This window comes from Adlercreutzia mucosicola DSM 19490 (genome assembly GCF_000422625.1).
In the GTDB taxonomy this organism is placed as follows: Bacteria; Actinomycetota; Coriobacteriia; order Coriobacteriales; family Eggerthellaceae; genus Adlercreutzia; species Adlercreutzia mucosicola.
On the sequence record NZ_AUGK01000013.1, the window covers coordinates 1 to 12,512 of the forward strand.

The 12,512-nt window shown below is 65.3% G+C and carries 13 protein-coding genes and 3 tRNA genes; 7 read left to right on the forward strand and 9 right to left on the reverse strand.

Annotated features, from left to right (window positions below; all coding sequences use genetic code 11):
* On the reverse strand, positions 1 to 457 hold a 457-nt coding region (locus tag G503_RS0108215), incomplete at its 3' end, for an arginine deiminase family protein (RefSeq protein ID WP_028027203.1).
* Between the two features lie 323 nt (positions 458 to 780).
* Between G503_RS0108215 and G503_RS0108220 the strand changes: the two genes are divergently transcribed.
* The 3 genes from G503_RS0108220 (at position 781) to yfcE (ending at position 2,808) form a co-directional block, all read left to right on the forward strand.
* Positions 781 to 857 (forward strand) — tRNA-Pro (locus tag G503_RS0108220).
* A 262-nt stretch (positions 858 to 1,119) separates the two neighbouring features.
* Positions 1,120 to 2,250 (forward strand): DUF3810 domain-containing protein, encoded by a 1,131-nt coding sequence (locus G503_RS0108225; RefSeq protein WP_035022529.1) that lies wholly within the window; start codon positions 1,120 to 1,122, stop codon positions 2,248 to 2,250.
* Positions 2,251 to 2,265: 15 nt separating this feature from the next.
* A complete protein-coding gene (gene yfcE / locus G503_RS0108230) occupies positions 2,266 to 2,808 on the forward strand; it encodes a phosphodiesterase (protein ID WP_028027205.1) in 543 nt (180 codons plus the stop codon).
* Positions 2,809 to 2,859: 51 nt separating this feature from the next.
* Here yfcE and G503_RS0108235 read toward each other — a convergent pair whose 3' ends face one another.
* Both G503_RS0108235 and G503_RS0108240 read right to left on the reverse strand, forming a co-directional pair.
* Positions 2,860 to 3,375: a GNAT family N-acetyltransferase gene (locus tag G503_RS0108235; protein WP_051191063.1), complete on the reverse strand. Its 516-nt coding sequence runs from the start codon at positions 3,373 to 3,375 to the stop codon at positions 2,860 to 2,862.
* 10 nt (positions 3,376 to 3,385) lie between these two features.
* A complete protein-coding gene (locus G503_RS0108240; RefSeq protein WP_156891972.1) occupies positions 3,386 to 4,888 on the reverse strand; it encodes a helix-turn-helix transcriptional regulator in 1,503 nt (500 codons plus the stop codon).
* A 190-nt stretch (positions 4,889 to 5,078) separates the two neighbouring features.
* Between G503_RS0108240 and G503_RS0108245 the strand changes: the two genes are divergently transcribed.
* The 4 genes from G503_RS0108245 (at position 5,079) to G503_RS0108260 (ending at position 8,399) form a co-directional block, all read left to right on the forward strand.
* Entirely contained in the window at positions 5,079 to 7,319 is a 2,241-nt protein-coding gene (locus tag G503_RS0108245) for an oxidoreductase (protein ID WP_035022496.1), read from the forward strand.
* 162 nt (positions 7,320 to 7,481) lie between these two features.
* Positions 7,482 to 7,709: a hypothetical protein gene (locus tag G503_RS0108250; protein ID WP_028027209.1), complete on the forward strand. Its 228-nt coding sequence runs from the start codon at positions 7,482 to 7,484 to the stop codon at positions 7,707 to 7,709.
* Between the two features lie 71 nt (positions 7,710 to 7,780).
* Positions 7,781 to 8,197, forward strand: a complete 417-nt coding sequence (locus G503_RS14415; RefSeq protein ID WP_051191064.1) for a YxeA family protein — start codon at positions 7,781 to 7,783, stop codon at positions 8,195 to 8,197.
* A 128-nt stretch (positions 8,198 to 8,325) separates the two neighbouring features.
* Positions 8,326 to 8,399, forward strand: a tRNA-Gly gene (locus G503_RS0108260).
* 45 nt (positions 8,400 to 8,444) lie between these two features.
* On the opposite strand, the gene G503_RS0108265 is transcribed toward G503_RS0108260, so the two are convergent.
* The 6 genes from G503_RS0108265 to G503_RS0108290 form a co-directional block, all read right to left on the reverse strand.
* Positions 8,445 to 8,520 (reverse strand) — tRNA-Arg (locus G503_RS0108265).
* A gap of 81 nt (positions 8,521 to 8,601) precedes the next feature.
* Positions 8,602 to 9,519 carry a thiamine pyrophosphate-dependent enzyme gene (locus G503_RS0108270; protein WP_028027210.1) on the reverse strand — a complete coding sequence of 306 codons (918 nt, stop codon included), beginning with the start codon at positions 9,517 to 9,519 and terminating at the stop codon, positions 8,602 to 8,604.
* Positions 9,516 to 10,706, reverse strand: a complete 1,191-nt coding sequence (locus G503_RS0108275; RefSeq protein WP_028027211.1) for a transketolase C-terminal domain-containing protein — start codon at positions 10,704 to 10,706, stop codon at positions 9,516 to 9,518. The genes G503_RS0108270 and G503_RS0108275 overlap by 4 nt, the downstream gene beginning before the upstream one ends.
* Entirely contained in the window at positions 10,703 to 11,116 is a 414-nt protein-coding gene (locus G503_RS14420) for a 4Fe-4S binding protein (protein WP_084636434.1), read from the reverse strand. The genes G503_RS0108275 and G503_RS14420 overlap by 4 nt, the downstream gene beginning before the upstream one ends.
* Complete coding sequence (locus tag G503_RS14425) at positions 11,116 to 11,748, reverse strand: 2-oxoacid:acceptor oxidoreductase family protein (protein ID WP_084636435.1); 633 nt, start codon at positions 11,746 to 11,748, stop codon at positions 11,116 to 11,118. Before G503_RS14425 ends, G503_RS14420 begins: the two co-directional genes overlap by 1 nt.
* Positions 11,749 to 11,820: 72 nt before the next feature.
* A complete protein-coding gene (locus G503_RS0108290; protein ID WP_028027212.1) occupies positions 11,821 to 12,477 on the reverse strand; it encodes a LysR substrate-binding domain-containing protein in 657 nt (218 codons plus the stop codon).
* Between the last annotated feature and the right edge of the window lie 35 nt (positions 12,478 to 12,512).

Genomic DNA, 12,512 nt, shown 5'->3' on the forward strand with positions numbered 1-12,512 from the left:
CGCACACGAGCTTGGTGCGGTCGGACACCATGTCCACGAGCAGGTTGGTGTGCTGCTGCGGCAGCTCCTGCAGGTTGATGCCCGCCATGGTCTTCATGACCATGTCCTTGGTGCCGGCGTACTCGGAGTTGATGTAGTCCTTGATGATGTCGGTGTACAGGCCGGTGCGGATGCCCGCCTCGTAGATCCACTGGTCCAGGAACTGCTCGCGCAGCGCCGGGTCGGTGTCGAGCGCCTCGGCCATGAGGTCCTCGAGGTAGACGACCTCCACGCCCTCGTTGCGCAGGATGTCGGCGAAGGCGTCGTGCTCGGCCTGGGCGACCTCCAAAAACGGGATGTCGTCGAACAGCAGCTCTTCCAGCGTGTTCGGGGTGAGGTTGAGCAGCTCATTGCCCGGGCGATGGAGGATGACCTTCTTGAGGTTACCGATCTCGCTCTTGACGTTTACTCCTTGCATAAAGCTCTCCTATCGTGGAAACGGATAGAAACTGGTGCCAGCCACACATGATCTTGCGCGCCTCGAGTACCTCGCCTCAAGCCGTGCCGCAGGTCTGTTGTGTTTGACTGGCACCACCTTCGCATTCCGATCGCCACCCGACCCCGAGATCCCCCGTTTGTTTGCCAGACCGCAAGAAGAACGACACCGATTCGTCAACTAACTATAAGTTGAAAGGTCTGTAATACTTGCCGAACGGCCATAGGAAGCACGCATGGCACCTTAGTCGAGAAATCCGTCCTCCGCTCCGCTCGCTCTGGTATAATTGGCAACTCACCGACTGTCGGGACGTGGCGCAGTCTGGTAGCGCGCCTGCTTTGGGAGCAGGATGTCGCAGGTTCGAATCCTGTCGTCCCGACCACTTTCTTTGTTTCGTTGTCGCTGACGCAACGACGAAATGCGCCGATGCTGCGGTTCCGACGGGCATTTGGCTTTCGCGCTCAAAACTTACCCTCGCGTACCGAAGTGCGCTCAGCCGTTTCAGGCGAATTCCCGGCACCTGTCAGACCCTCGCTGACTTCCTTGGGCGAACCTGTTCTACAAATAGAGTGGAACAAAACAAAATTATTACTGTATTGGTTTTCTTTTGGATCATTGCGCTCGGCTTCGGCATAATGCGAGGTATGGGAAAGACGGAGACATACCGGCTGAGGCGATGGTGGCTTCTGGTGCCGGGCGTGGTGGCGTTGGGGCTTACTTGGGCCGCTTCGGCTCATCCTGATTTGACCGAGACGTGGTTCTCGCGGGGCATCTATCCATGGCTGTCCTCGGTATGGGGCTTCCTGCCCGCGCTCGCGCCGTTTTCGGTGGCCCAGTGGATCGTGGTGGCGTTTCTGGCGTTCTGCTTCGGCTGGCTCGCCTTCTACCTCGTTGCCCTCGCACGAGCCAAGGGCGCGCGGCGGTTCGTGCTGTGGCGCGCGCTCGCCACCATGCTGGCCGTGCTCTCGACGGGGTACTGCATCTTCACCCTCATGTGCGGGCTGAACTATTACCGCCACACTTTCGCCGAGGACGCCGGCTTCACCCTGGCCGAATCGAGCACCGATGAGCTGGCAGCGCTCTGCACGCAGCTGGCCGACGAGATGAACGACGCGCGGGCCGCCATCGACGGCAGCCCCGATGCCTACGCCGCGGCCCGAGGTGGCTTCGAGACCTACGCCCATGAGGCCGTGGGCGCCATGGAGGCCCTGGCCGTCACCTACCCGGCGCTCGCGCGGCCCCTCTACTCGCCGCCCAAGCCAGTGTTGTTTTCGGAGCTGATGAGCTATGCGGACATCGCCGGCATGTACTTCCCCTTCACGGTGGAATCGAATATCAACGTCGACGGTCCCTTCTTCACCATTCCCGCCACCATGGGCCACGAGCTGGCCCACCAGTGCGGTTTCATGCGCGAGGACGAGGCGAACTTCATCGGGTATCTGGCCTGCAAGGATGCCGAAGACTCCCTCACCCGCTACAGCGGCTACTCGCTCGCCTACGACTACGCGCTCTCGGCCCTCATCCGCGCCGATCGCGAGCGGGCCGTGGCCGTAAACGACGGTCTGTCCGAGGCCGTGCGCGCCGACCGCCGCGAGCGAGCGGCGTACCTGAAGCGGTTCGAAGGACCCGTGGCCGAGGCGTCGAACGCCGCCAACAACGCCTACCTGAAAGCCAACCAGCAGACCGACGGCACCCGCAGCTACGGCCGCATGGTGGACCTGTTGCTGGCCGAGGCGCGCGGCGAGGGCCATGGTACAATCGGGAAAACCGACTGAGAGGAGCCCCGCCCCATGAAACTGGTTATCGCCTCGGATCTGCACGGCAGCGCCGCCGCTTGCCGGATGCTGCTCGATCGCGCCGCGGCCGAGGGCCCCGACCGCCTCGTGCTGCTGGGCGATCTTCTCTACCACGGCCCCCGCAACGCCCTGCCCGACGGCTACGACCCGGCCGCGGTGGCCGCCCTGCTGAACGAGGCGCCCTGGCCCATCACCGCCGTGCGCGGCAACTGCGATGCCGAGGTAGACCAGATGGTGCTCGGCTTTCCCTGCCGCGACACCGCCGCCCTCATCGCGGACGGCTCCCGCGAGCTGTTCTGCACCCACGGCCACGTGTTCTCCCCCAACGACCATCCGGCCCTAGGGCCGCGCGCAGCCTTCCTGTCGGGCCACACCCATAGAAAGACCCTCGAGCAGCGCGACGGCGTGCTGTACGTGAATCCCGGCTCCCCCTCCATCCCCAAGGACGGCACCGCCAGCTTCGCCGTCTACGACAACGGCCGCTTCACCTTGCGGGATCTGGAAAGCGGCGCCGCCGTCGCAGAGGCGACGTTGTAAGCGCCACCCTAAAAGACGAGTTCCCCGAGCGCCGCGAAGACCGCCGCTGGCCTAGCCCAGCACTTTCTCGAAGGCGATGCGCGGAGCGCCGGCCTCGGGACCCTCGGTGAGAGTGATGCCGCCGCAGAAGGTAAAGCCGCCCTTCTCGACGGCGCGCCGCATGGGAGCATTGTCTGCATGGGTGTCGATGCGCACCGAGACCATGCCGTCGGCGGCGGCCTTATCGCAGGCGAAGGCGAACAGCTCGCCGATGATGCCGCGGCCGCGCAGGTCGGCATCCACGGCACAGCGGTGGATGGTGGCGTAGGGACCTTCCGTCAGCCATGGGCCATCAAGGGTGTCGTAGGCCGCCTCGGGCTCGGTGCCATAGCAGAACATGCCCGCCACGTGACCCTCGTCGAGAACCACATAGGCCGCGCCGGCGGCCACATCGGCCTCCCACACCGCACGGTTGGGATAGCCGGCCTGCCACTGGTCGATGCCCATGGCGGCCATGTTCGCCTTCGCCTGATCGGTGATGGCCATCATGGCGTCCACCTGCTCGGGCCTTGCAACGGTAATCTCCACGGAAGCCTCCCTACTCCTGAACGCGCAGCTGCTCTACCAGCCGCACCAGTTCCTGTTTCTTGTGAATGCCCGTCTTACGATACAAGTTCTTGCAGTGGGACCGCACGGTGTCGATGGAAACGCACAGGGTATCCGCGATCTGGGGCATGGTGTAGCCGTTCAGCAGATAGAGGGCCGTCTCCACCTCGCGCTGGGTCAGATCGAAGGCCGCCTGCATCTTCCCCACCGCCTCCTCCGGGGCGGAAAGAGACGGCGCACCGCCAGCCGCGGCCGTCGCCGGCAGCGGCATAGCCACCCCCGTCATCGCCGCTACCGCCCCGCCGTCCGCCTCGCCGCTCATCCGCGCCGACGGCGCCCCCGCTTTCAGCCGGCTGAGCGCATCCAAGTTCGAGATGACCACCGTGAGCACAACCAGCGTAAGGGCCGTCACCGCCGTAACCACCACCGCGCTCGCGCCCGGCGCACCCACTGGCACCCAGGGAACCAGCGATGACACTAACAGCGGCGACTTCACGAACACGAGCGTCATCAGGCCGAACAGCGGAATGGCCGGCACATGCTTACGGTAAGCTGTCGCGGCGGCAATCACCCAGCAGAACAGCATCACGCAGTCCTGGGTGGCACGGAAGAACGTGTTCGCGAAGGCCGGCTGCGGGATCGAAAGCGCCGTATAGCAAAGAAGCCCGCTGAAGATGAGGATGGCGAAGATGGGCCACAGGCGGTAGGGGTCGCTGCGCCGCAGCCCGAAGATCCACAGGCAGAACACGATGAAGACTACCGTGAAGATGACCGGCCAGTACAGCCGCGCCACAGTGGACGAGGCGAAGTCGCCCGTGGGCACGAGAACTTTAGCCAGGGTATTGGAAAGGGCGCACACGAACAGCACCGCCAGCACGCCCCAGGGCAGCCGGCGCAGATCACCCCGGGCAAAGGGGGCCTCGGCAGTCACCGTCGCATCATCGCGGCTTATGCTCAGCCACAGGCAGACGAAGCACAGCACCGGGCACAGCATCATGGGCACCACGGCCCACGAAGCAGGCAGCCCCGACAGCATCGCTGTGGCAAGTCCGTAGAACACAAAGGCCAGTGTCAGCTGAAAGGCCGACTTGCACGGATTTACCGAGCAGAGATAGTAGCCCCATACCAGCAACGGTATCGTGCTGACCGCGCCGGTAATGGCCGCCCCGATGTAGGCGTACACGATATCGAGCGGCGCCAAGCAGAACAGCACCGTACCCAGCAGCGTGGCCAGCACGCTCACACCAGCAGCTCGCACCAGAGTGGATTCGGTGTAGCGCAAACGTCGTTCGACCACGAGGAACAGCACGAGCGTCAGAGCCTGGATGAAGTGGGAGATCAGTTCGACATTCCCGTCTAAATAACCGTACTCGCTGCGAAACATCGCCCACGGAGGTATCCGAAAACAGGCGATGCCCAGGGCCGGCAGCACCGAATAGCCCGCCAGCGCCACGAGCACCGCGCTTCTCTTCCGCATCGATTCCTGCAACGGCATAGGCCGACCCCTCCCCGGCTGTCCTCTCACATCATTGTGCGAGGCTCACATCATTTGGGTGATTTTCCCATTTCTGGCACGCAGGCACATCATTGATGCGGTGCACCTGCGCCATCTCTCCCTACTCTGTAATGGTAACCGCCCCTAAGCGGCTGCACAAGAACATCAGATATCAGAGGAGGAGGGTCCTATGACCGAGAGCACGCGAGGCATCACCCGAAGGGGATTTGTGGGAGGAGCGGCCGCGGCCGCCGTGGGCACGGCGCTGCTTTCCGCCGCAGGCCTGGCAGGCTGCGCCCCGCAGGAGAAAGGCGATATGGCATCCACCGGTGCCGAAGAAGTGACGGGCGGCGAGCTTACCCCCGAACTGAACCCTCAGGACGAGTCCTACACCACCTTCACCACCGACTACGCGCCCCTGTTCGAGCCGCTCACCATCGGCTCGCTCACCCTGCGCAACCGCATCGTGAAGAGCCCGGCCGGCTCCGACACCTGGAAGCCCGAGGGCGACCAGCTCAACGAGAACTACCTCACCTACTACGAGAACTTCGCCAAGGGCGGCGCGTCCCTCGTGTTCGTTGAAAGCGCCATCAGCAAGTTCATCTCCCTGAAGGCCCAAGAGCGCACGGCGACCGGCTGGCTGGTGGAGGACATCTCCAAGATTCCGACGCTCATGGCACCGGTGGTTGAGCGCGTGCACAAGCACGACGCCTACATCGGCTTCCAGCTGGCCGCCGGCACCGCCGATATCCCCACCATGACCCTGGAGGACATCGCGTGGCTGCAGGACACCATGGTGCAGATCGCCGTGCAGCTGAAGGCCGCCGGCTTCGATATGATCGAGCTGCATTCGTCGGCCACCCAGCTGATGAAGAACATGCTGACCGCCCGCATCAACACGCGCACCGACCAGTACGGCGCCGACACCCTGGAGAACCGCACCCGCTTCACCTGCGAAGTCATCCAGAAAATCAAGGAGGCCTGCGGTAAGGACATGGCCATCCAGGTGCTCATGGACGCCTGCGAGGAGAACGACGAGCATTTGGGCGACAACGACAACTTCATCACCTTGGAGGAGTCCATCGAGAACGCGAAGATGTTCGAGGCGGCGGGCGCCGACAGCTTCTACCTGCGCCAGTCCGTGCCCGGCATGCACATCGCCCAGTTCGCCCCCGACCTCATGCACGCCGGCTACCACTGCAACGGTGTCACGGGCTTCGGCACTCAGGTTGACTTCTCGCAGCACTTCGGCGGCACCCTGGACGGCCGCTATTCTGGCTGCGCCATGCTGCTGCCGGCAGCGGCCGCCTTCAAGAAGGCCCTCAAGGGCACGGTGAGCGCCGCGGGCTACCTCGACCCCCGCACGGCCCCCGACCTCATCACGAACGCGGTGGCCAATGGCGAGATCGACTACATCATGACCACGCGCCCGCTGACCGTGGACCCCGAGCTGCCCAACAAGCTGCAGGAGGGCCGCCGCGACGAGGTGGCGCCCTGCACCCGCTGCATGCACTGCCACAACAAGGGCGGCGATCCCACCTATGACTACACCGGCAAGGGCGTTGAGCTGTGCCGCGTGAACGCCGCGACCCAGCGCGCCTACACCGAGGCCATGCCCGAGGGCTACGAGCCCGTGCCCGCCGAGACCAAGAAGAAGGTCATGGTCGTGGGCGGCGGCCCCGCCGGCATGGAGGCGGCCCGCATCGCCGCCGAGCGCGGCCACGAGGTGACGCTCTATGAGAAGGACTCGTCGCTCGGCGGCATGCTGCGCGAAGCGAGCGCCTTCAAGGGCGGCCATGAGCGCCTCACCGACCTGGTGGACTATCTCACGCGCCAGCAGGAGGTGAAGGGCGTGACCGTGGTGACCGGCACCGAGGTGACCGCCGACCTGGTGAATTCCGAGAAGCCCGACGCTGTCATCGTGGCCGTCGGCGGCAAGCGCGACAGCAAGCTTCAGGGCAACGACACCGTGAAGGTGATCAGCGTGGACGAGGCCGCCGGCGATGAGGTAGGCGAGACCGTGGTCATCTGCGGCGCCAACGCCCAGGCCACCGACTGCGCCCTGTTCCTGCTGGCCCACGGCAAGAAGGTGCAGATGGTGCACGAGGGCCTGAAGAGCGACATCGACAAGGAACAGTCCACCTGGGTGCGCACCTTCGTTACCCCGCAGCTGTACGCCCAGGGCGTGAAGGTGTGGAACTCCTCGAAGGTGGAGGGCCTCACCGAGGAGGGTCTGACGGTGACCAACGCCATGGGCGCCACCAAGACCCTGCCCTGCGACACGGTCATCGAGTGCTACGACATGCTGCCCAACAAGGAGCTGGCCGATGCGCTGACGGGCTTCGAGGTGTACACCGTGGGCGACTGCGATGCGCCCTTCAACATCGCCCAGGCCATCGCCTCGGGCAACCTGGCGGCCCGCAAGCTGTAAGCTGCTCCCTTTCCCGCCTCCCTCCCCCGATGAAGGGCCGCTTCCCGCGGCCCTTCTCGGCGTTTGCGTTCCCTTTTACCCCTGGCGGCGCAGCCTGGAGCTCCTCGAAGCTGCGGGGCTCGCAAGCGAGGGGCGCCTAAAATCAAGACGTTCTCGGGCGGCATGCGCCAGCGCTTCGTTATGGCCTCGAGCTTTTTCCAAGCGACCGCCTATGGTTTTGCAACCGACGAGCGTTGCGCCGGCATGGAGGTCATCGCCTACGAGCGCGACGTCACCGAGGCCCACGGGGGCCTGCTCACCCCGAAGCTATCGCTGAGCCCCGAACGGCTACGAGGCGGCAATGTTGGCGGTGCCCTCTTCCCCACCCGCGCAGCGCTTACGGAAACGTAAGCTGCCTGTAAGACGCTTCGATGGAGTTCTTCGGGTAAGAGGAATAGCATCCACGGTGCGTCAAAAAAACCATGGACGGCCCAGAGAAGGGAGATGCGAACATGCGCACAAGAGTAGCGATGGTGGTGGGCTTTTCCATAGCAGCGGTGGCGGTAGCCGTGGCAATCGCCGGTTGGTGGGTACTCTCCGGCAACATAAACGCCGCGTACTACACGCAAGTGGACAACGCGCGAACCGAAGAGCTGGAATCGCGGGGCGGGGTCATCGACCTGACCGGGGGCATGAGCCTTCTCTACCGCTTGCCGGCCTACGATGAGCAGGGCAACGGGCGGGAGGTCTCGTTCGGTACCGAGCGCCAGCTGAGAGAGGGGGCGTATCTGAAACTGGAGGTAGAGCCCATCCGTGGCGTGGTCGGGTGGGAGGAAGTCTCCTTCGACGAGCTTCCGCAAGAGGCGCAGGCGCACCTGGACGGCCCCGTCCGCCCCTAACGGCCGCATACCAGGGTCTTGGCACCCGCGCAAAAGCGGAGCATCGCCGCAACGGCGGAATGGAGGCCCACTTCTGTTTTCTCGTTGCAGGCCGGCCGGATTGCGCTATACTATGCAAGCTGCATCGTGCGGGCGTAGTTCATTGGTAGAACCTCAGCCTTCCAAGCTGATGAGGCGGGTTCGATTCCCGTCGCCCGCTCCAGAGCATTCAAAAGGCCGAGGTCAACGACCCCGGCCTTCTTGTTTCTGGTGCGCCCAGTAGGAATCGAACCTACAACCTACGGATTAGAAGTCCGTTGCTCTATCCGTTGAGCCATGGGCGCATATCGGTGCCGCATCGGCAGCTCGATCATTATAGCGCAACTACCGATAGAGGTCGCGTTTTTCGGAAAAGCGCCGCTCGCCTACGCCCACCGCTCGCGCATGTAGGCCCAGCGCGCATCACGGGCGGCCTCGATGGCGGCCAGATCGGCCCCGTCATCAGCGGAAAAGCGGCCCTGGCGGCGCAGGTAGGGCTCGATGGGCTTGAACGCCTTGGGATTGCGGTTCAGGCGGAAGGCGCCCCCGGGCACACCCGACAGGGCCGGGCCCTCGTATTCGGCAAGGTACCACAAACCCGTGTCAACGATCTCCTTGGCCACGTCCACCATGTCCTCCGAGGGAAAGCCCCAGCCCACCGGACAGGGCGCCATCACGTGGATGAAGCGGCATCCGCGCACATCGCGGGCCCGTTCCACCTTCTTCAAAAAGTCGCTCAGATAGCCCACCGAAGCCGTGGCGGCGTAGGGGATGCCATGGGCCGCCACGATATCGAACAGGCTCTTCTTGCTCGTGAGGCAGCCGTGCTCGCGCGCACCCGCGGGCGTGGTCGTCGTGGAGGCGCCGAAGGGCGTTAGGCTCGACTTCTGGATGCCCGTGTTCATGTAGGCCTCGTTGTCGTAGCAGATGTAGAGCACGTCGTCGTTGCGGTCGATGGCGCCCGAGAGCGCCTGCAGGCCGATATCGGCCGTGCCGCCGTCGCCGGCAAAGCCCACCACGGTGCGCTCGTCGGCGGCGATCCCCTGAGCGCGCAGCCCCGCCTGGATGCCCGAGAGCACCGCCGCCGTGCCGCCGAAGGGCGTGATCATGGCGTTGTTGCCGAAAGCCAGCTGCGGAAAGTTGAAGCCCGTGGCGCTCATGCAGCCGGCCGGCAGGGCCGCCACCGCTTGGGGCCCCAGCACCTTCAGCACCTGGCGCACCACGAGCGCGCCGCCGCAGCCGGGGCAGGCCTTGTGGCCGTAGAAGAACTCCTCGTCGGTGATGTTGCGCGCGTTCACGGTCATCGCGGGCCCCCTTCCTCATCGTCGATACCCAGGAACACGACCCGGCCGGCCGCGCTCTGACCGGCCGCCAGGCGCTCCAGGTCGGCGAAGCAGGCGCGCATCTGGTCGCGGGAGATGTCGTCGCCGCCGAGACCTCCGATGAAGTTCACCGCCGGCCGCGCCATGCCAAGGCGCCCCAGGGCCGACAGCACATTGGTGAACACCGTGCCGGTATCGCCGAAGGAGATGTCCTGCTCCAGCACGCCGATGGCCGCCGCGCCGCCCACGGCCTCGGCGATGAGCCGCGCCGGCAAGGGCCGCAGGTAGCGGATGCGCAGCACGCCGGCCCGTTTGCCCGCCGCGCGCAGCTCGTCGGCCACATCGCGGGCCAGCCCGGCCACCGAGCCCAGGGTGACCAGCACGAAGTCGGCGTCCTCGCAACGATAGGCGTCCACCATGCCGGGGTAGACGCGGCCGAACACCTCGGCAAAGCGCGCCTCCACCTCTTCCACGACCGCCTCGGCAGACAGCATGTCGCGGTGGTGCCAGTACTGGTAGTAGCGGTTGAACTCGGGGCCGGCCGAATACCCGATGTTCACGGGCTGCTCGAAATCGAAGCGGTTGGCCGTGCGGTAAGGCGGCAGGAAGGCGTCGGCAGCCTGGGCTTCAGGCACCTCCACCGACTCGTAGGTGTGGGTGAGGGCGAAACCGTCCACATTCACCATCACCGGCAGGCTCACGCGCTCGTCCTCGGCCACGGCGTAGGCCATGAGCGCCAGGTCGAGCGCCTCCTGGTTGTTCTCGGCGTACACCTGGATCCATCCGTGGTCCAGAAGCGACAGCGAGTCGCGCTGGTCGCCGTAGATGTTCCACGGCAGGGCCAAAGCGCGGTTCGCGTTCATCATCACGATGGGAAACCGGCCGCCCGAGGCGTAGGTGAGGCACTCGGCCATGTACAGCAGGCCCTGGGACGAGGTGGCCGTGAACGTGCGCGCACCCGTCGCCGCCGCGCCGATGGCCGCCGACAGCGCCGTGTGCTCGCTTTCCACATGCAAGTACTCGCAGTTAAGGCTGCCCTCCTCCACCATGGAGGCCAAAGCCTCCACCACCGTGGTCTGGGGCGTGATGGGATAGGCCGATATCACCTGGGGCCGCGCCAAGCGCACACCCTCGGCGAAGGCCTCGTTGCCCGAGAGGAACTTCTTCATGCCACGGCTCCTTCCCCGGCGCACCCGTCGGCGGCACCGCCCGTCTCGTCAATCGTCGTCCCGTTCTCGGACGCCCCCTCGTTGGCAGCGGCCTGCTCGTCCACCATGGCAATGCAGGGCACGGGGCACACCTTCGCGCACACGCCGCAGCCCTTGCAGAAATCGTAGTCGATGGCCAGCGCCGTGCAGACGCCCTCGCCGTCGCGCACCTTGAAGATAGTGCCGTCGGGGCAGTACATATAGCAGTTGAGGCACAGCGTGCACTGCGCCGCATCGATCACAGGCCGCAGGCTGCGCCAGCCAGCGTTCACCGAAGTCAGGTGCCCTGCCGTAAAGCAAGTGGAGCGGGCGAACTCCTCGGGCCGCGCTCCCAGGCCCTCCCGCAGATAGGGCGTAAACTTGCGCTCCATCACGCATCCCTCCCTTCGCCTTCCAGCAGCACCGCGGCCGCCAGATCGAACAGGCCCGTGCCCGAATCACCCCCGCGCTGACCGAGGCCGCCCAGGTGGGGCAAATCGGGCCGGGATGCCAGCGCCTCGAAGGCGGCATCCACGATGCGCATGTTCTTCTCGTGCAGCCGCACGGGCATGGTGGCGCGAATGCCCTCGTGCACGTCCTCCAAGCTAACCGCGCCGCACACCGCCGGAATGGCGCCCAAAAACACCGTGTTGGGAATGGGGCGCCCCAGCACGGCCGCCGAGATGCCGTCGGCGTCGATGGCCACCACGCGCGGGTCGTCAACCGCGCGGCGCGTGTTCAGCAGCATGAGGCCGCCGTCGGCCAGCTCGGCGTCCCAGCTGTCATCCAGCAGCGTCTCGTCCAGGTACACCACGATGCCCGCCCGGGCCACGACGCTGCGATCGCCGATGGGTGCCCCGGCGATCTTCGTGAACGCACGCATAGGGGCGCCCCTTCGTTCCGGGCCGAAGGTCGGAAAGGCCAGGGCGCACGCCCCAGCCGACAGGGCCGCCGCGGCGCCCAGGCACCGGGCCGCCGTAAAGGCCCCCTGCCCGCCCCGCGCGTGCCAAATGACTTCCAGCATGGGCATCCCTCTCTCAATACCGAAGGGCGACCGTAACGGCCGCCCTTGCATCTCTCTCGTTATCCCTCGCGACTATTTATTCGCATAGTAGTCCAGGCTGCGGGCGAGGTGGGTGACGAAGCGCTCCCCCATGACCGACAGGTCGCGATTGTCGGCGGACACATAGCCCAGATGCAGCACCACATCGGTTTCCAGCGGAATGGTCGTGAGCGCGCTGCCATCGGTGATGCCCACCAGAATGCCGCTCGTCACCGTGTAGCCGTTGATGGCCATGATGAGCTCGGTGAGCGACGCGCGGTCGGTGCAGGCCACCTTCTTGGCTCGGGGCACATCGGACAGGGCTTCCTCAAAGAAGGCGACGGGAGCGCCCTCGCCCTGGTCGAAATACACATAGGGGTAGTCGGCCAACTGCTCCAAGCTGAGCTTTTTGGCGTTCACGAGCGGATGGCTCGACGGCAGGGCCACCAGCGGCGCCGAGGCGGCCAGCTCGTGGAAGGTGAGCCCCGCCTCGGTGAAGGCCTCGGTAAGCGCCGCCTCGGTGGCCGAGGTCAGCATGACCACGCCCAGTTCGGAGGTACCCAAGGCCACGTCGTCGATGACCCCTTGGGTGGTGCGGTCGCGCAGGGCGTAGGAATAGCTGTCGCCGCCGGCGGCCAGGATGGTGTGGGCGAAGGACTGCACGTCGAACAGGTAGTGCTGCCCGGAGATGGAGAAGTCGTAAGCGGTCATGGGGTTCCCTTCTATCGGTTATCCGCATTATAGCG

Excerpts from the sequence above, each read along its gene's own strand:
- G503_RS0108225 (WP_035022529.1), top strand. The coding sequence starts at position 1,120 with ATGGGAAAGACGGAGACATACCGGCTGAGGCGATGGTGGCTTCTGGTG.
- yfcE (WP_028027205.1), top strand. The coding sequence starts at position 2,266 with ATGAAACTGGTTATCGCCTCGGATCTGCACGGCAGCGCCGCCGCTTGC.
- G503_RS0108240 (WP_156891972.1), bottom strand. The coding sequence starts at position 4,888 with ATGCCGTTGCAGGAATCGATGCGGAAGAGAAGCGCGGTGCTCGTGGCG.
- G503_RS0108245 (WP_035022496.1), top strand. The coding sequence starts at position 5,079 with ATGACCGAGAGCACGCGAGGCATCACCCGAAGGGGATTTGTGGGAGGA.
- G503_RS0108250 (WP_028027209.1), top strand. The coding sequence starts at position 7,482 with ATGCGCCAGCGCTTCGTTATGGCCTCGAGCTTTTTCCAAGCGACCGCC.
- G503_RS14415 (WP_051191064.1), top strand. The coding sequence starts at position 7,781 with ATGGACGGCCCAGAGAAGGGAGATGCGAACATGCGCACAAGAGTAGCG.
- G503_RS0108270 (WP_028027210.1), bottom strand. The coding sequence starts at position 9,519 with ATGACCGTGAACGCGCGCAACATCACCGACGAGGAGTTCTTCTACGGC.
- G503_RS0108275 (WP_028027211.1), bottom strand. The coding sequence starts at position 10,706 with ATGAAGAAGTTCCTCTCGGGCAACGAGGCCTTCGCCGAGGGTGTGCGC.
- G503_RS14420 (WP_084636434.1), bottom strand. The coding sequence starts at position 11,116 with ATGGAGCGCAAGTTTACGCCCTATCTGCGGGAGGGCCTGGGAGCGCGG.
- G503_RS14425 (WP_084636435.1), bottom strand. The coding sequence starts at position 11,748 with ATGCTGGAAGTCATTTGGCACGCGCGGGGCGGGCAGGGGGCCTTTACG.
- G503_RS0108290 (WP_028027212.1), bottom strand. The coding sequence starts at position 12,477 with ATGACCGCTTACGACTTCTCCATCTCCGGGCAGCACTACCTGTTCGAC.